Genomic DNA, 20,226 nt, shown 5'->3' with positions numbered 1-20,226 from the left:
ACCTGTGATTCAACTTTATTGAAACGGAGCCATTATATGATTAATCAAAAAAAATATGTACAATTTGTCATGATGTATATAATTATATTTTCTCTTTGGATATTCCTTATTCCTAAGAGCTTGAATATAAAAGAAATTGGCATTCTCTTCTTATTTTGTTTTGCTACACTCTTTTCTTGCTATTGCCTATATAAAGCAATTAAGAAGATGAAGCACGGTGACAAACTATTTTGGGTTCTAGTACTATGCACTTGTATATGTGGATTAGCTATGGAGATAACTTTATTTCTTCATTCACTTTCTATATATGATCAAGTCATATTCTCATATAAGGCATTGCCTTTTTTCATCATACAATATATTTTGCTCTTTTCTGGCTTTGCTATAAAGTTTATAAAACATTACTCTATTAGAGGCCTTGCTCAATTTTCATTCGACAGCATCTTTATTGTTATTATGAATATTTATTTTACCTTAACCTTTATTTTAGATATTTCAAGCTTTCGTATGTTAACGAAGGAAGCGTGGATTTTGATTGGGTATTTTATTGCACAATCATTAGTAATTTACGCCGTGATTAGCCTATATAGAAGAGAACGGTATTCTTCTAGTAGAATCTCATTAATTATTGGCTTTACTATCATACTTGTGTACGGATATATACATCTATTCCAATTAAACGCGGGAATGGGAACTTCTTCTGAAGTCTCTTATTTAATACATACTGCTTCGATTTTACTAATCGGTTTATCGTCCATACTGTACATTTTGGATAAACCAATGCAACATGAAACGAAAACGAAATATTATCGATTCGATTATGTACGCTTTATATTACCTTATTTTAGTATAATCATTACTTTTTCCTTTGCTGTTATTCAGCCTTGGGATGATAAGTTCATGCTAATCGGTCTAGTATTATCACTAGTCTTATTATTCCTACGACAACTTTTCATGTGGAAAGATAATCAAGTATTAATCGATACGTATGAACAGTTGACTACACAACTAGAAGGTGAAGTTGAAGAAGGCGTATCTGCCCTATCAAAAAGTGAACAACGTTATAAATCTTTATTCGAAGATCATCCTGATGCTGTTTTTTCTTTAAATATGAATGGGATTTTCCAACAATCTAATAAGGCTTGTGAAAGTTTATTTACAGCCTATTATTGTGAAGTAACAAGCTATTCTCTTCAACACTTCATTGATCCACAAGATCATGAATTATTGAAGAAATCTTTACAAATTACAAAAGAAGGTAGACCACAAACTCTAGAAATTCGTACAAAAGAAAAAGAAGGATATTATTATCACCTTCACATTACATTCATCCCTATTTTTATAAATAGAGAAGTTGTTGGGATGTTTGGTATAGCACGTGATATTACAACTTTATATGAAAAACAAAAGCAAGTAGAGCATATGGCTTTCCATGATGCACTTACAGGACTACCGAATCGACGGAAATTCGAAAAAGATTTAAAAACGATTTTAAATCTAGCTCAAAACAACACTAATGACGTTGCGGTTATGTTCCTCGACTTAGATCGATTTAAAAAAATTAATGATAGACTCGGCCATGATGTCGGAGATTTATTATTAATTGAAGTAGCAAAAAGATTACGTGGATGTTTGCGTTCAAAAGATATCGTTGCCCGCCAAGGCGGAGATGAATTTACGATTCTATTACCCGATATGTACTCTGAAAAAAGTGCTTCTTTTATCGCTGAACAAATTTTAACTATTTTAAATAAGCCTTACTTTATTAAAGGTGAAGAACTTTCTGTTACACCGAGTATCGGAATTGCGATGTACCCTGACTACGGAACCGATGTAACCGAATTAATGAAAAATGCAGATATGGCTATGTATCGAGCAAAGGCTAATGGGAAAAATAGATTTATTTTCTTCTCAAAAGAAATGAGTATTGCGCAAAATGAAATACACTTCCTAGAAGGTGAACTTTCAAAAGCTCTACAACAAAATGAATTTTTCCTTGAATATCAACCACAAGTAAATACAAAAACAAAACAAATTATCGGTTTTGAGGCATTAATTCGCTGGAAACATCCAAAACTCGGAATTGTATCGCCTGCCCAATTCATTCCTCTAGCAGAGGAAACAGGATTTATTATTGAACTTGGCAATTGGATTTTACGTACCGCCTGCTTAGAAGCAAAAAAGTGGCATAACCAAGGATTTTCTCACTTAAAGGTTGGTGTAAATTTATCTGTTGTTCAATTTAATCACGCAGATTTAATATCAACTATTTCAAAAGTCTTGGAAGAAACAGAACTAAAGCCGGAAGCGCTAGATATTGAGATTACAGAAAGTATCGCAATTAATCAAAATCATTCTGTAGTTGCTAAACTAGAAGAACTTCAAAATCTCGGTATTCAAATTTCAATTGATGACTTTGGAACTGGTTATAGTTCTTTAGCTTATTTAACGAAATATCCAATCAATACATTAAAAATTGCTCGAGAATTTATTTGTGGAATTACAAATAGCCCTTTAGAAGAAGCGATTATCGCTTCCATTATTACGCTATCGAAAGAATTAAATTTAGAGGTTATTGCGGAAGGTGTAGAAACAGAAGAACAATGGAAGTTTTTACACGAGCAAAACTGTGACCACGTTCAAGGATTCCTCTTTAGCAAACCTGTTTCTAGTAAAGATGTTTGGATGTTACTCCATAAAAAAACAACCGTCTAAGTAAGACGGTTGTTTTTTAATACTCAAAAGGCATATCTGAAGCTAATTGTACCTCTTGATCATTATAAGAAATTACTTGGCTTTTCTCTAAAGCTGTATCTGCTAATGAAATACCCCATGCCATCGCTAACGTTAATAGACTACCAATAAGTAGTTTTTTCATATTCCATCACCCACATTTTTCTTTTAATATATCATGAAAATTTATCCATATCGTATGCAATTATGCATATCTATTTTTTAGGTCGTTTTTATTTCTTCATTTTTTTTATAAGCGTTTCTTTATACGCATGCATTTCTAATATATCGAAAAAGAAGCAAGCTTTTTCATAAGCATCTTCAATCTCTGCCCCATCATACTCTAGCTTTTCTAAGCATTCACCTTTTTGATAGTATAACTGTCCAATCAATGCCATACTATTAATTCGACATGATATTTCAATGGCTTTATTTATTTGATAAAGTGCTTCTTCATATTGATTATCTAAGTATAATGTTTTTGCATGATTATGTCTTACCTTCACATCAAACTCTTTATTTTCAGGCAATGCCTCTAATTGCTTTAATATACCTTCAAATAACTCCATACCCTTCTTAAAATAACCATTTTCAGCATAAATATTTGCAATTGCATTTTCTATATAAAGTTTTTGATACACGTCTATTCCAGTTAACTGTTGATTTAGTAGCTTTTTTAGCTCCAGAATACAATATTCATAATCAATCTTCTTTAGCACATACGCAGATACATGATATTGCCATTGAAGAAACTGCTGAAACTCAGGATGATATTCTTCCTTTTTCAGTTCATTCCATACTTTATTATATATTTCTTTATATTTCTTTTGCTTACAAAGCATAATGATTTGATCTTTTAACTGCTTTTTCCTCTCGATATCAGAATAAATGAGTACCTCATAAAAATGAATAATGGGAACTTGTAACTTTGCTGCAATACCTTGCAATATATCCATACTTGGGTATACCGCGCCCGACTCAATTCTGCTCACCTCCGATTGATGACATACATTATCGGAGAGTTGTTTCTGTGTGAATCCTCTCATTCCCCTAATTTTCTTTATTTCGCTTCCTAGTTTTTCTGCGTGCATACTTGCTCACCGTCCCATTATAACAATCTAATTTTTTCAAGTTGTCATACCACTACAATAATGTGAATTCGACAATTTTTGATATGAAATAATGCATAATATATATAAAATTCCGCAAATTCTTCATATAATTCATCTCACATACAATAATAGATTAGAAGTTTTATAGATAAATTATAGAAAACTTGCTCGTGCTTTTCGTTACATTCGGTCTTCTTTATCCTTTATCAGCAGAAGCTGTTCACACCCAAGAATTAGACAAAAATGAAGTAAAAGTTGAAATTGCTCAGCCTAGTTTAACGATAAAAAAATTAACACAACCTCAAAATAATACGAAAAAAATATGGCGAAAAAGTATTTAAAAGATGAGATAAACGAGGCTAAAGCTCAACAAGAGTGAGTGACAACTGAAATGAATGTAGATTCCCAACCTACAAATAAAGAAACAAAAGAAAGTCAAACCGAAGTTCGCCTTGCACAAACTTACGAAAATTATAAAGTATATGGCCAAGATCTTATTGTAAAAGTAGATAAAAATGGAGTAATTACAACTGTTAGTGGTAAAGTTGTCCAAAATTTAGACCAACAACTTAATCTTACTATAACAAATTTTTTGTCGAAAAATGAAGTAAAATCTAAATTACGCGATATACTTCAAATTCTGAGCAATGCGACTGCGACGAAACTTTCTATTGAAATACTTGTTTATAAGAAAAAAGAAGTTTACCACTCGTAGGTAAACTTCTTTTCATATCCATCCCTTTTCTTCCGCAATTGTAATTGCCTCAATTCTATTTTTCGCTTCCAGTTTTGCTAATACTTCCGAAATATAATTACGCACTGTACCAGGCGAAAGATAGAGCATCTTAGCAATTTCATTTGTAGTCTTTCCTTCTTTCGCAAGTACCAGCACTTCTTTTTCACGATCTGATAGCGGATTTTGTTCCTGCCATAAGCCAAACATTAGCTCCTGCGAAATCTCTCGCTTCCCTTTCATAACATTTCGAATTGCTGAAGCTAAATCTTCACTCGGGCTATCCTTTAATAAATACCCGTGAACACCAGTTTTCATTGCCCTTTCAAAATAACCAGGACGCGCAAATGTTGTTAAAATCATTACTTTACAAGATGATTGTTCTTTCTTTAAAATTTCAGCAACATCTAAACCACTTTGGATCGGCATTTCAATATCCATAATACTTATATCTGGCTTTAACGATTCGATTAATTTTAACGCTTCTTCACCATTCGCAGCTTGCCCAACTACTTCAATATCATCTTCCAGATCAAGCAGGGCTCCTAATGCACCACGAAGCATTCGTTGATCTTCTGCAATAATAATTCGAATCATGCCCTCACCTCATCTTTTCCTGTTCTAATTACAATTGGAACTTTCACCGTTAACAGTGTCCCTGGATTGATCGTATCCAGTTCAACTACTCCATCAATAAGGGAAATCCGCTCCTTCATACCACGAATACCGTTTCCATCATGATTTTGCTCCTCTAAACCGATGCCATTATCTTCTACTTTCAAAATCAACTCACCTTGTGATTCTAATATAGAAACTGTACATGCCTTTGCCTTACTATGCTTCACGACATTCGTAACAGCCTCACGTAAACACATACCTAAAATATTTTGTTCAATTGGTGATAACGAGCTAGAATTAGCCTCCTGCTTTACTTCTAATTCAATATTGGCAGCTTGCAAAATCGCTTTTATTTGCTCAAGTTCTTCTTCCACTGTAATCATACGCATATCAGAAATTAATTCTCTCAGCTGTTTTAAAGCGGTGCGAGATGTTTGTGTAATTTCCTTCGCTTCCATACTTGCACGATCTGGATTTTTCACAATTAACTTCTCCACGAGCTGACTTTTCAAAGTAATAAGAGATAATGTGTGTCCTAACGTGTCATGAAGATCTCTTGCAATTCGCTGCCGTTCCTCACGTTTTACTAAGTCTTTAATTTGTTCGTTTGCTTCATTTAGTTGATTTTTTAACATCTTTTTCTGATTAAAATTACGCATTCCAAATGGCGTAAGAAGCATTAAAATAAACATCGGAACGATATTCACTAAACTCGGGATTGTTAGTTGATTAACATTTATAAATATAAAAGCCCCAAGCATTACAACTAATAAACATAACAACACACGAAATGCCTTCTTACTTGGCGCAAATCCCATCGCACTTGCCGTAAAAAAGCCAAAGAATATCATGAAAGGATTATAAAATACGGCAAATAAACAGGTTAGTATCATTTGAATACACGCCCACAACACGAACGTCCTCTGAACAAAATAAAGTTGACGGTATGTGATAATGAAAACTATCAACATACCGATCCCTATTACAAGCTTCCATCCCGATACTTGTGTTAAATTATAAATTGGAAATAATAAATACACTAACCACATATATGGGAAGAAACCCATATGTTTCGGAAAAAACTCAAACCTCTTCTTCTCTATCATTTATACCGCTTCCTGTCTCTTTCTTATATATATTGATACTACAACAAATATAAAGAAATAACCTCCTAGTACTGCGATATTTTCCCATCCAATTGATTTTCCAGCTACAATATCCCATGCACCGCTACCAAAATGATATGTCGGTGTCCATTCACCGATAGATCTTAATACTTTTGGGAATACTTCAATTGGCATCCATAACCCGCCAATTACTGCTAGACTCATATTTAAAATATTCGCTAATCCAGCTGCTGCATCCGCCTTCTTAATTGAACCTATTACTGTTCCAAGGGCTAAAAATGGTGTCACGCCTAATAATAACCATAATCCTGCACCAATCCATTGGCCTATCGTTAACTCAACATTATTAATTAATATTCCTGCCATAAAAATAACTAAGATTGAAAAAGCATTCACTACTGTTTGAGCAATAATTTTAGCTGCTAAATATGCGCCCTCTGGAAGCGGTGTAATTTTTAACAAATGTGTCCATCCTTGCCCTTTTTCCTGAGAAAGTCTCACACCGAAACTAAAAAGGGCAGTCCCTACAATACTGAAAGTCGCCATTGAAATTAAATAATGTGCTTTCCATGCATCTCCGTTTTGCGGGACTTGAATAACATTTGTAAAGATGTAATAAAACATAACTGGCATTAATAATGAGAAAAAGATGAATAATTTATTGCGGAACGTACGTAAAACCTCTATTTTACATTGCATCCATAATGCTCTCATGCGATTCCCTCCTTCTGATTTGCAACAAACTGTTCAAATGCTTCATCGAGGCTTCCACGTTCAACTGAAACGTCTGTTACAGGTAGATTCCTCTGATAAATTGCTTGTAAAGTGGCATCTGTATCTTCCGTCGTTAAAGTGAAGCGCCCTTCATTTGACTGTACTTCTGTTACATGCGGTAATTCCTTTAGTAAACTCTTAGGAATTTTCTCTTTCGAATAAAACGAGATTGTTTTTCGGGAAATCGTCGCTTTCATCTCATCTGGTGTGCCATCTGCGATAATCTTTCCGTTCGCAAATAATAAAATTCGATCTGCTAGCGCATCCGCTTCTTCTAAATAATGTGTTGTTAAAATAATCGTTTTCCCTTCACTTGCTAATTTTCTAATCGTTTCCCAAAACGTTTTTCGAGATGTTATGTCCATCCCTACAGTTGGTTCATCTAAAAATAACAAGTCTGGATTCCCTGCAAGTGCCAGCGCAAAATTTAACCTTCTTTTTTGACCGCCCGATAATTTCTCACATCTTTGCTTTCTTTCTGGTTCTAAGTTTGACAACTGCAGTAATATTTCTTTCTCTACAGGATTCGTATAATAACTACGGAATAACTCAATTGCCTCTTCTACCGTGATACTATCAATCACACTTACTTCTTGTAGCATCGCACCAAGGCTATTACGAACATCTCTATGCTTCGGACTCTTTCCAAATATAGAGACATTCCCCTCTGTCGGATCTTTTAATCCGAGCATCATTGAAATTGTCGTTGTTTTCCCCGCACCATTTGGACCGAGTAATGCTACTATTTGCCCTTTATTTACATGAAATGAAACGTTATTTACTGCTTTTTTATGTTTAAATGTTTTAGAAACACCATTTACTTCAATAATCTTTTCCATCTCTCCACCCCCGCCGTTTCTTATATTTACATTGTATGCTCTGGAAAAGTTAGGAAACAGTATGATGCGTCATGACATCAATATGACAATTGTCATGTATTCTTTATGAGAGGAATCAACCCGCATACCGCACGCGAGTAGCAGTACAAAAATAAACATGATACAATCGGATAAGACATATATTCGAGGAAGGACAGTGGTTTTCATGATTATTCGTAATGAACAAGATTTAGAAGGTTTACGAAAAATCGGCCGCATCGTTGCACTTGCACGCGAAGAAATGAAAAAGCAAGCGAAGCCAGGTATGACAACGAAAGAGCTTGATTTAATTGGTAAAAAAGTATTAGATGAGCACGGTGCTATTTCAGCGCCTGAAAAAGAATATAAATTCCCAGGTGTAACTTGCATTAGTGTAAACGAAGAAGTTGCTCACGGCATTCCAAGCGATCGCGTATTAAAAGAAGGCGATTTAGTAAACGTAGACGTATCAGCAGCACTTGACGGATATTATGCAGATACAGGTATCTCATTTGTTCTTGGCGACGATGAAGAAAAAGAAAAACTTTGCCAAGCAGCAGTAGACTCATTTTGGGAAGCAATGAAAAAAGTAAAAGCTGGCTCAAAACAAAATCAAATTGGTCGTGCTGTTTCTAACTTTGCACATAAAAATGGATATAATGTAATCCAAAACTTAACTGGTCACGGTATTGGTCTTAGCTTACACGAAGCTCCAAACCACATTTTAAGCTACTATGATCCAATGGATAATGCGCTTCTAAAAGACGGCCTTGTTATCGCTGTAGAACCATTTATTTCTATGAAAGCTGATCATATTATTGAGCGCGGTGATGATGGTTGGACATTCGTTACACCAGACAAAAGCCTTGTTGCACAATGTGAACATACAGTTGTCGTAACACGCGGTGAACCGATTATTTTAACAGAAATATAAAAAAGAACCGCTTCTTAGTAGGAAGCGGTTCTTTTTTTATGCTCTTTTGAAAAGAAGTAATACGGTTGAACTCTTTTTCATTTACGTATATAATTTTTAACGAAGGTTATTGATGATTATCTCTCATAAAAGATGATCAAGGGAGTACCTTCTTTTTTTTATTTAATAGCACCGATTAAAGGAATGCGTTCTATTTATCATAAAACGCTGTCTTCGCTTTAATCTACGAATTGTATACTCTTTTAGACAGTACATATTTTCTTCATCCTGACCAAATTCAAGCTACATTTTATTACTACCTCAATACGAAAGAATTTTTTACAATGGATACATTATTTTGGTTAGCATATATCGTAAAACTTACCTTTATAACGATTCTTTGCACATTGCAGAGCATGAATCAAAAAATAGTGTACGCATCTCACTGCATATTTTTTGCATACACCTATTTTATGAAGATCCACTCAAACAGTCATACCCTATAAAGGTCTGATATCATTCCTTATCAGTATTTCACTCGACATTTTTTGTCGAAATTTGTATATTCATTCTCTATATTATTAGAATATACATTTTGTTTTACGTTACAAAGCATCGAATATGGACACTTTCCTAAAGAGTATACGTAGTAAAGGAGGCATCACGTAAAGCACATTGATCCATGACAAACAATCTCTTCACAAAGCATTTTTATGCAATAAAAGGATTCATAAAGGAGGAACAATGAAAAAACTCTTCAATCTATGTTTAATTGTATTCGTACTATTTTCGCAGCTTGCTAGTTTTCCATACAATCAAGTGAGAGCGGAATCCTTAACGGGAAATTCATTATTTGACACTGTTGAAATGAAAGATGCAACGAATCATATTATTGACGAAGCATTAAATCCTAAAAACTTAATACAATTAGGATCAACCATTCAAGTTGAATACGCTTGGTCAATAAAGGATCAACAAGTTGTACATGCAAACGATACAGCAGTACTTCAAATACCACTTGCATTAAAAGTATCTAAAGATTTGCAAGGGGATTTAGTAGCAGATCAAAAAAATATTGGTCAATATTTTATAACAGCTAAAGATAATAAATTAAAACTAATGTTTAATGATCAAGTAGAAAATTTAAAAGGCGCTAAAGGAAAAATCAAACTTGATACTGTGTTTAATCCAACTTTAAAAACTGGAGAAAAATCAGTTGAAATTACTTTTCCTTTAGGAACAATGGTTCATCCTATATCAGTTCCTGTTCAAGTAGAAGATTCTAAAGAAGATGAAGCCAAACAGGATACTAATAAACAAGTGCAAGATCCAGTAGCTAAACCTGATACTAGTAATCCAGAGCAAGATCCAGCAGCTAAACTTGATACTAGTAATCTAGAGCAAGATCCAGCAGCTAAACCTGTTACTAGTAATCCAGAGCAAGATCCAGCAGCTAAACCTGTTACTGACAATCCGGAGCAAAACCCAGCAGCTAAACCTGTTACTGGCAATCCGGAGCAAAACCTAGCAGCGAAAACCGCTACTGACAATCCGGAGCAAAACCCAGTAGCAAAACAAGCCACTGACAATCCAGAACAAAAAGCAACAAGCAACCCTGCTGAGAATATAAATTCAGGTCCAAAGCAAATAACAACAAACATCTTAACGGGTGTAAGGTTGACGGACAAAGACGGAAAACCATTTACAGAGGATAACCGTCCAAGTACAGATTCCCCTGCCAATATTGAGTTTACATGGGAACTTTTAAAATCAATGAATGTGAAAAACGGAGATTACTATATTTTTGATCTTCCTAAACATTTTAAGATTTACAATACAATTAACAGTCCTTTATACGATAGTGAAAACAATCCAATTGGTAATTTTACTGTTACAAAAGATGGAAAAGTCACGATGACATTCAACGATTATATTGAAGAACATCCAGATGTTGTTGGTAATCTACAATTAAAGACAGAATTTAATAAAGCTGAAATTAAAGGTACAACAACACAAGAAATTCCTTTCCCAATTAAAGATAAAGATGTTTCTATTACAGTTGACTTTAAGCCTAATGTACAAACAGCTACGAATAAAAAGGGGTTACCTGATAGGCCAATTAATACAAATGAAATTAATTGGACAGTAGAAATGAATAAAACGAAAGATACTCTTAAAAATGCTGTTTTTAAAGATAACATCCCACAAGGTACAAGCTTAAATAAAGATTCTATTAAAGTTTATTATTTAGAAGTTGATGTTAATGGGAACGCAACACGTGGTGCAGAAGCTGATCCAGCAGATTATAAAATCACTTCATCAGATAGTTCAAAATTGGAGATTGCTTTTAAAGATAACATCAGTAAAGCATACCAAATCGAATATGCCACAAAAATCACTGATGAAAATGTAACAAAATTCCAAAATAACGTTACGATAACGAGTGATAATCAAAAGCAACAAAACACAAGTGCTACTGTAACGGTTTCTCGTGGTACGCATTTAAACAAAACAAGTAAATATGATCCAAAGACGCAAACGATTGAATGGACAATTACTTACAATGGTGATCAAAGAGGTATCAAAAAAGCAGATGCGATTTTAAAAGATGTTTTTGACGATGCACATGTACTAGATGAAAATTCTATTGTCGTGAAAAATGCTTCCTATGATGATAAAGGAAAGCTCGTAACAGGAGAAGCTGTTACTAACTACACTGTAAGTAAAAAGAAAAATGGATTCGACCTACAGTTTAATGAAGATATTAACAGTGCTTATGTAATTACTTATAAAACAAACCCAACTGATAACGTCATAAAAGATGGAAAAGTCAAAAATACAGTTACAGCAGATAATGGCTCAAGTAAAGAAAATGAAGCTGGCTTCAAGCAGCAAAATATTATTAAATCTAATAATAAAGCTGAAACAAACTATAAAGACAAAACAACAACTTGGACAATTATAGTAAATAATAACAACTATCCATTAAACAACGCGATCATTACGGATGCCTTTGATCATGGTGGATTGCAATTAAAAGATAACAAACTAGAAATTAAAGACGGAGATTATACTCTTCAAGCTGAGACTGACTACGTTTTAGATGTGACGGATAAAGGTTTCAAAATTACCCTTATAGGCACATATCAGTCTAATATGACAAAGACATTAGTCGTAAAATATACGACAGACTTTGATTATACAAAATTGGAAAGTGGTAAAACTTCCTTTAAAAATACAGGTAACATATCTTGGATAGATGCAGATTCCAAACCACAATCAAATAAAGATGAAGCAAATTTTGATCCTGATACTTTCACAAAGGCGAATGGATATAAATACGGGTCTTATAACGCCCAAACAAAAGAAATTACTTGGATAATAGGCTTTAATTATAATAATGTTGAGATTAAAGACCCTTATGTTATAGACGAAATAAAAGATAAACAAAAGTTAGTACCAGGATCCATTGAAGTGCGCGATATGATTTTAAATGGAAGTCCTGATAATGCAAGACCTGGTAATGCTGTACCAACTGAGAAATATGAACTTGAAGAACCTACAGATAAAAATAAAAACACCCTAAAGGTTCATTTCAAACAATCAATTAATTCACCTTATTATATTATCTTTAAAACAAGCCTTGATGGTGAGCTTATCCAAGGTACCTACAACAACGAGGCGGAGTTAAAAGATGGCTCTAAAATTGTTAACAATCTTAAAGGTGATGCTCAAGTAAATAAAGGTGGCAGCTTCGTTACAAAAAAAGCTGTGCAAGACGACAACTATATTAATTGGAGTATTGCAATTAACGAAAGCCAATCAACCATTGCAGACGCAGTTGTAACAGACGATCCAACAGACAATCAAGTACTTGTGGAAGATTCATTCCACTTATATCCTACAACTGTTGATCCATATGGAAATTTAACAAAAGATACAGCAAATGAATTAAAACAAGGAACAGATTATAAGTTAACGATCACAACAGACAATAATACTGGAAAGCAACATTTCGAAATTGCCTTCTTGAAAAAAATTGATCGAGCTTATATTTTAGAATATCGTTCATTTATTAATGCAGACGATAGAGAAAAAGTAAGTAATAAAGCTAAAATCACAGGCAATAAGTTAACTGTAAAGAATACAGAAACTACCGAAACGATTGAAGTACGAATGTCTTCCGGTTCGGGCGGAGGGTCTGCTACTAAAGGCCGCGGAAACCTTGAAATTATAAAGGTAGATAACGACAATAAGAACGCACCATTGGCCGGAGCAGAATTTACTTTATACGATCGTACAGGGAAAACTGTTATCCGTAAAATAACAACAGACAAAGACGGTATCGCTAAGTTTAATAACTTAAAACGCGACAAATATTTATTAAAAGAAACAAAAGCTCCTGAAGGCTATGTAATTAGCTGGGATTTAAAACAAGGGAAAATTGTTGAACTTGGTTCACAAGAGACTACAACATATACACTTGCAAATAAGAAATTTGTCGGGAAAGTAGTTTTAACAAAGTCTGATGACCTGAATAAAAACGTAACACTGCAAGGTGCCGTTTTCACACTACTTGATAAAGACAAAAAAATAATTCCAGAACACAAAGAATTAACAACAAATAATAACGGACAAATTATTATAGATAAACTAAAGCCAGGAACTTACTACTTACAAGAAACGAAGGCTCCTGAGCATTATCAACTAGATAGCAGAATTATTCGCTTTACTATCTCTGAAGATCAAACAACAGTAGTAAACCGAACTGCGACAAATAGTTTAACTAAGGGATCTGCTCTTTTAACAAAAGTTGATAAACATAATAAAACTTTAGCAGGGGCAGAATTTACTGTTCAGGATCGCAATGGAAAAAATATTCCTGGATATGAGAAATTAACAACTAATGAACATGGACAAATCGAAGCAAAAGATTTACGTCCTGGTAAATACCAATTTGTCGAAACAAAAGCCCCTGAGCACTTTGAATTAGACAAAACACCTATCCTATTCGAAATAGAAAAAAGCCAAACTACAGCTGCTTCTGTTACAGCAAAAAACACTTTAATTAAAGGTCACGTTACTTTAACAAAAGTTGATGATGTTGATGGCACTACTCTTGAAGGTGCGGTATTCAAAATTGTAAACAACAAAAATGAAGACGTGCGTACAAACTTAAAAACAGAAAAAGATGGAACTTTAACCGTTAAAGATTTAGAGCCTGGTGAGTATCAATTTATTGAAACAACATCACCTAAATCCTATGACTTAAATAAAGAACCAATTCCGTTTACAATCGAGAAAAGTCAAACAAGTATTATTCCAATTACTGCAAAAAACAGTTTAACAACAGGTACTGTTGAGTTATTAAAAGTCGACGAATTTGATAAAAAGACTCCTCTTGCTGGAGCTATGTTCAAAATCGTGAACGAAAAGAACGAAGATGTTCGTACAGACTTAACTACCGATACAAAAGGAACTATCAAAGCTTCTGACTTACGTCCAGGCAAATATAAATTTATTGAAACGAAAGCTCCTGAACATTATGAACTGCGATCAACACCAATTGAATTTACAATTGAGAAAGGCCAAAAAACACCGATTGTTATTACAGCTGAAAATGGTCTACTGCCAGGTGATGTTGAACTAACAAAAGTCGATGATGTTGATGGAACTGCACTTACAGGTGCCGTATTCAAAATTGTGAATGACAAAAATGAAGATGTCCATACAGAATTAGTTACGAATCAAGAAGGTAAAATTATTGCCACTGGTTTACGTCCAGGTAACTATAAATTTATCGAAACGAAAGCTCCCGAGCATTATGACTTAAATAAAACACCGATTGAATTTACAATTAAGGAGAGCCAAGCAACTGCTATTAACGTTACAGCTACTAACAGCTTAACAAAAGGCGGTATTGAATTAACAAAAGTAAATGCTGCAGATGAAAAGGAAACACTTGAAGGTGCAGTATTTAAAATTGTGAATATGGATACTAATGAAGATGTTCGTGCGGACCTTGTTACGAATAGTAAAGGAATGCTAGTTGTAGATGACTTACGTCCTGGTAACTATAAACTTATCGAAACAAAGGCTCCAACTTATTACGATGTAAATGTAGAACCAATTGAATTTACAATCGAAAAAGGACAACAAAAACTTCTTCCACTTACATTTAAAAATAGTTTAACGAAAGGAAAAGTTAAACTAATTAAAGAAGATGATGTGGACAGCAAAATAGCTCTTGCCGGTGCGGTATTCAAATTACAAGACGCAAACGGTACAGAAATTGCAAAAGATTTAAAAACAGATGATTATGGAGTACTAGTTATTCCTGATTTAGCACCAGGGGATTATCAATTTATTGAAACAGAAGCCCCTGCACATTATAAATTAGATCAAACACCTATTAAGTTCACGATTAAAAAAGGTAGCAAGGAAGATCTTCCTATCCCTGTTACTGTAAAAAACAGTTTACTTACAGGTGGCGTCACTTTAACAAAAGTAGATGACGTTGATGGCACTACACTTGAAGGTGCGGAATTTATAATTGTTGATGCTCATGATACTAAAAAGGTAATTCGCAAAGGCTTAACGACTGATGAGAACGGTATAGTTACCGCTTCTGATTTACGTCCGGGAGATTATCAATTTATTGAAGTAAAAGCTCCAAAAGACTATGACTTAAGCAAAGACCCTATTCCGTTCACTATCGGAAAAAGTCAAAAAGAAAATATTACCGTTACTGCTAAAAACAGCTTAACGAAAGGTGCTGTCACCTTAACAAAAATCGATGACATCGATCGTACGATGCTGAAAGGCGCAATCTTTAAAATCGTTGACATGGACGGTAAGGAAGTTCATACAAACCTTGTTACAGATGACAATGGCGAAATTTCTGTTTCTGATTTACGTCCGGGAGACTATCAATTTATTGAAACAAAGGCTCCTGAGCACTATGTATTAGACGAAACACCGATTCCATTTACAATTGAAAGAAGTCAAACGAAAAAGATTACTGTTACAGGTAAAAACACTTTAACAAAAGGTAGCGTTGAATTAACTAAAATTGACGATATTGATATCGATACAAAACTTGCTAACGCTGTATTTAATTTATTAGATGCAGACGGAGAACTAGTTGAAGAAGGCTTAAAAACAAATGATGAAGGAAAAATTGTTGTTGAAAATCTACGTCCTGGTACGTATCAATTCGTGGAAACAATAGCTCCTGAACATTACGATTTAAATAAAAAACCTATCGAATTTACAATTAAGAAAAGCCAAACTGAAATTCTTCATGTTACAGCTAAAAATGCTCTAACAAAAGGTGCAGTGGAACTTTCTAAAGTGGATAACATCGATGACACTACCCTTGAAGGTGCAGTATTTAACATTGTTGATATGAATGGTACTGTAATTCATAAAGACCTTGTTACAAATGGTAAAGGGAAGATCGAAATTAACGACCTACGTCCTGGTGATTACCAATTCATCGAAATAGAAGCTCCTAAGCATTACGTTTTAGATGAAACGCCTATTGGTTTCACTATTGAAAAAGGACAGAAAAAAGCTATTTCTTTAACTGCTAAAAATAGTTTAAAACAAGGTAGTATCGAATTAATTAAAGTTGATGATTTAAACGATCAAACAAAACTTGCCGATGCTGTATTTAATTTACTAGATCAAAATGGCAAAGTACTTAAAACAGATTTAAAAACAAACGGTGAAGGAAAAATCGTTGTTGAAAACTTACGTCCTGGTACGTATCAATTTGTCGAAACAACGGCTCCTAAACATTATGATTTAGACAAAAAGCCTATTGTAGTTACAGTTGAGAAAAGCCAGAAAGATATTGCTACTGTTACTATGAAAAATAGTTTAACAAAAGGCGGCGTTGAACTTACTAAAGTGGATGACATCGATGGCTCTACTCTTGAAGGCGCAGTATTTAACATTGTTGATATGAATGGTACTGTAATTCACGAGAATCTTACTACAAATTCACAAGGTAAAATTAGCGTTTCTGACCTGCGTCCTGGTGATTATCAATTCATCGAGACAACGGCTCCGAAACACTACGATTTAAATAAAGAACCGATTCCTTTCACTATCGAAAAAGGACAAGCTGAACCTATTTCTGTTACTGCTAAAAATAGTTTAACGAAAGGTGCGGTAGAGCTTTCTAAAGTGGATGATATTGATGGTACTGTCCTTAAAGGTGCTGTATTTAAAATTGTTGATATGAACGGTAATGATGTTCGCACTGATCTTACGACAGATGCATATGGTAAAGTTGCTGTTCCTGATTTACGTCCGGGAGACTACCAGTTTATTGAAACGAAAGCTCCTGAACACTATAAATTAAATGATACACCAATTAAATTTACAGTTAAGAAAAGCCAAAAAGAACAGCTGCAAGTTACTGCTACTAACAGCTTAACTGAAGGTGCGGTAGAGTTAATTAAAGTTGATGATATAAATCCAGATACAAAACTTTCTGATGCGGTATTTAACATCATTGATGCGAAAGGTAAAGTTGTTCGCACGAATTTAACTACTGATGAACACGGGAAAGTTTCTGCTTCCAATTTACGACCGGGAGATTATCAATTCGTAGAAACGACAGCTCCTAAACATTATGATTTAAATAAAACACCGATTCCTTTCACTATCGAGAAAAGCCAATCAACTCAAGTTTCTGTTACTGCTAAAAATGGCTTAACAAAGGGTGGCGTGGAATTAACGAAAGTTGACTCTTTAGATGCGAAAGAAACGCTGGAAGGTGCGGTATTTAAAATTACTGATATGAACGGTAACGACATTCGTACGAATTTAGTTACCAATAAAGATGGAAAAATCATCGCTAAAGACTTACAACCTGGAGACTATCAATTTATTGAAACGAAAGCTCCGAAACATTATGACTTAAATGAAGAACCGATTAAGTTCACAATTGAAAGAAGTCAAACAAAACATGTCTACGTTACAGCTACGAACAGCTTAACGAAAGGTAGTGTGGAGTTAATTAAAGTTGACGATGTTGAAGAAAACACAACACTTGAAGGTGCGGTATTTAAAATTGTTAATAAGGATGGACACGACGTCCGTACTGATTTAACTACTGATAAAAACGGCCGTTTAGTTGTGGATGAATTACCACCAGGAGACTATGAGTTTATCGAAACAAAAGCTCCTAATCACTATGACTTAAACGAAACACCTATTAAGTTCACAGTTAAAAAAGGACAAGAAAAAATCGCTTCCGTTACTGCTACAAATAGCTTAACAAAAGGCGCTGTGGAACTTTCCAAAGTGGATGACGTTGACGGTTCTGTTCTTAAAGGTGCAGTATTTAAAATCGTTGATATGAACGGAAAAGACGTCCGTTCTGATTTAACTACTGATAAAAATGGAAAAATCTCTGTTTCTGATTTACGTCCGGGAGACTATCAGTTCGTTGAAACGAAAGCTCCTCTGCATTACGACTTAAATCAAAATCCTATCAGGTTTACTGTTGAAAAGAGTCAAGCTGCTAACGCTTCTGTTACTGCTACTAATAGCTTAACTAAAGGTTCAGTCGAACTAATTAAGCTTGACGACGTTGACAGCTCTACTCTTGAAGGTGCTATCTTTAAAGTCGTTGATCAAAGCGGCAATGATGTTCGTTCTGATTTAACTACTGATAAAGATGGAAAAATCTCAGTTTCTGATTTACGTCCAGGAGACTATCAATTCGTTGAAACGAAAGCTCCTCTGCATTACGACTTAAATCAAAATCCTATCAAGTTTACTGTTGAAAAGAGTCAAGCTGCTAACGCTTCTGTTACTGCTACTAATAGCTTAACTAAAGGTTCAGTCGAACTAATTAAGCTTGACGACGTTGACAGCTCTACTCTTGAAGGTGCTATCTTTAAAGTCGTTGATCAAAGCGGCAATGATGTTCGTTCTGATTTAACTACTGATAAAGATGGAAAAATCTCAGTTTCTGATTTACGTCCAGGAGACTATCAATTCGTTGAAACGAAAGCTCCTCTGCATTACGACTTAAATCAAAACCCTATCAAGTTTACTGTTGAAAAGAGTCAAACGGCTAAAGCTTCTGTTACCGCTACGAATAGCTTAACGAAGGGCGCTGTTGAATTAACTAAAGTCGACGACGTTGACAACTCTACTCTTGAAGGTGCTATCTTTAAAATCGTTGATCAAAGCGGCAATGATGTTCGTACTGATTTAACTACTAATAAAGATGGGAAAATTAGCGTTTCTGATTTACGTCCAGGAGACTATCAATTTATTGAAACGAAAGCTCCGAAACATTACGACTTAAATCAAAACCCTATCAAGTTTACTGTTGAAAAGAGTCAAACTGCTAACGCTTCTGTTACTGCTACTAATAGCTTAACGAAGGGATCAGTTGAATTAACTAAGCTTGACGACATCGACAGCTCTACTCTTGAAGGTGCTATCTTTAAAATCGTTGATCAAAGCGGCAATGATGTTCGTACTGATTTAACTACTAATAAAGATGGGGAAATTTCTGTTTCTGATTTACGTCCAGGAGACTATCAGTTCGTTGAAACGAAAGCTCCTACTGGCTATGATTTAAGTGCTAAGCCAATTCCTTTCACAATTACGAAGGGACAATCTGGGGTTACCTCTGTTAAAGCTTTAAATAGCTTAACAACAGGTTCAATTGAGTTAACTAAAGTTGATATTGATCACCGTGGAACACTTGAAGGTGCCATTTTCAATATCTTAGACCACGATGGAAAAATAATCCGAGAAGGCCTAAAAACAGACCAACACGGTAAATTAATCGTAAATGATTTGAAACCTGGTAATTATCAATTAGTGGAAACAAAGGCTCCTGAAGGCTATCAATTAGATGCTTCACCGATAAGCTTTACAATTGAAAAAGCTCAAGCTACCCCACTACAAATTACAGTTTCAAATAAGAAAATCGAATCTTCACCAGGTGGAGATGATAAACCAATCACTCCTCCAAATAAAGAGGAAAAACCAGGAAAAGAAACTTCCGAAGAGATAGAAAAAGAAAATCCTGAGACTCATGGAAAAGAAACTTCCGAAGAACTAGAAAAGGAAAATCCTGAGACTCACGGAAAAGAAACTTCCGAGGAACTAGAAAAAGGAAATCCTGAAACACAGACAAACAAACAGCAAGATGATCGAAATATAGATAAAAAACTTCCAAATACAGGTCATAAAGAAGATCATACACAAGCAGCAGGTATCGTTCTTCTACTAGCTGGATTGTTAAGTATTTTAGCCACAAAACGTAAAAAACATTATAAATAATATGTTTTACAGCCAATCAATTTATTAGTTGATTGGC

11 protein-coding genes are annotated in these 20,226 nt (G+C 34.5%); 5 read left to right on the top strand and 6 right to left on the bottom strand.

Going from position 1 to position 20,226, the window contains the following annotated elements:
- Positions 1–36: 36 nt before the first annotated feature.
- Positions 37–2,715, top strand: a complete 2,679-nt coding sequence (locus tag MR155_RS18150; RefSeq protein WP_242310788.1) for a DUF4084 domain-containing protein — start codon at positions 37–39, stop codon at positions 2,713–2,715.
- A gap of 16 nt (positions 2,716–2,731) precedes the next feature.
- Here MR155_RS18150 and MR155_RS18145 read toward each other — a convergent pair whose 3' ends face one another.
- Entirely contained in the window at positions 2,732–2,878 is a 147-nt protein-coding gene (locus MR155_RS18145; RefSeq protein WP_242310786.1) for a quorum-sensing peptide PapR, read from the bottom strand.
- A gap of 88 nt (positions 2,879–2,966) precedes the next feature.
- A complete protein-coding gene (locus MR155_RS18140; RefSeq protein WP_113936178.1) occupies positions 2,967–3,824 on the bottom strand; it encodes a helix-turn-helix domain-containing protein in 858 nt (285 codons plus the stop codon).
- A gap of 191 nt (positions 3,825–4,015) precedes the next feature.
- Between MR155_RS18140 and MR155_RS18135 the strand changes: the two genes are divergently transcribed.
- Both MR155_RS18135 and MR155_RS18130 read left to right on the top strand, forming a co-directional pair.
- A complete protein-coding gene (locus tag MR155_RS18135; protein ID WP_229188631.1) occupies positions 4,016–4,186 on the top strand; it encodes a hypothetical protein in 171 nt (56 codons plus the stop codon).
- Between the two features lie 50 nt (positions 4,187–4,236).
- Positions 4,237–4,560, top strand: coding sequence for a bacillolysin (locus tag MR155_RS18130; protein WP_219300808.1), 324 nt, complete (start codon positions 4,237–4,239; stop codon positions 4,558–4,560).
- Positions 4,561–4,572: 12 nt separating this feature from the next.
- Here MR155_RS18130 and MR155_RS18125 read toward each other — a convergent pair whose 3' ends face one another.
- From MR155_RS18125 to MR155_RS18110, 4 genes are read right to left on the bottom strand one after another with little or no spacing between them, the layout of a single operon-like run.
- Positions 4,573–5,175, bottom strand: a complete 603-nt coding sequence (locus tag MR155_RS18125; RefSeq protein ID WP_219300806.1) for a response regulator transcription factor — start codon at positions 5,173–5,175, stop codon at positions 4,573–4,575.
- Positions 5,172–6,302 carry a sensor histidine kinase gene (locus tag MR155_RS18120; RefSeq protein WP_242310784.1) on the bottom strand — a complete coding sequence of 377 codons (1,131 nt, stop codon included), beginning with the start codon at positions 6,300–6,302 and terminating at the stop codon, positions 5,172–5,174. Before MR155_RS18120 ends, MR155_RS18125 begins: the two co-directional genes overlap by 4 nt.
- A complete protein-coding gene (locus MR155_RS18115) occupies positions 6,303–7,037 on the bottom strand; it encodes an ABC transporter permease (RefSeq protein WP_113936175.1) in 735 nt (244 codons plus the stop codon).
- Positions 7,034–7,936: an ABC transporter ATP-binding protein gene (locus MR155_RS18110; RefSeq protein ID WP_151304983.1), complete on the bottom strand. Its 903-nt coding sequence runs from the start codon at positions 7,934–7,936 to the stop codon at positions 7,034–7,036. Before MR155_RS18110 ends, MR155_RS18115 begins: the two co-directional genes overlap by 4 nt.
- Before the next feature lie 157 nt (positions 7,937–8,093).
- Here MR155_RS18110 and map point away from each other — a divergent pair, with 157 nt between their 5' ends.
- Positions 8,094–8,888, top strand: a complete 795-nt coding sequence (gene map / locus MR155_RS18105; RefSeq protein WP_061673820.1) for a type I methionyl aminopeptidase — start codon at positions 8,094–8,096, stop codon at positions 8,886–8,888.
- A 723-nt stretch (positions 8,889–9,611) separates the two neighbouring features.
- Positions 9,612–20,189 carry a SpaA isopeptide-forming pilin-related protein gene (locus MR155_RS18100; protein ID WP_242310782.1) on the top strand — a complete coding sequence of 3,526 codons (10,578 nt, stop codon included), beginning with the start codon at positions 9,612–9,614 and terminating at the stop codon, positions 20,187–20,189.
- The last annotated feature ends 37 nt before the right edge of the window (positions 20,190–20,226 follow it).

This window comes from Bacillus cereus group sp. BfR-BA-01331 (assembly GCF_022663915.1).
Taxonomy (GTDB): domain Bacteria; phylum Bacillota; class Bacilli; order Bacillales; family Bacillaceae_G; genus Bacillus_A; species Bacillus_A mycoides.
The sequence above is the reverse complement of the archived record's forward strand: the minus strand, read 5'-3'. Positions and strand labels throughout refer to the sequence as shown.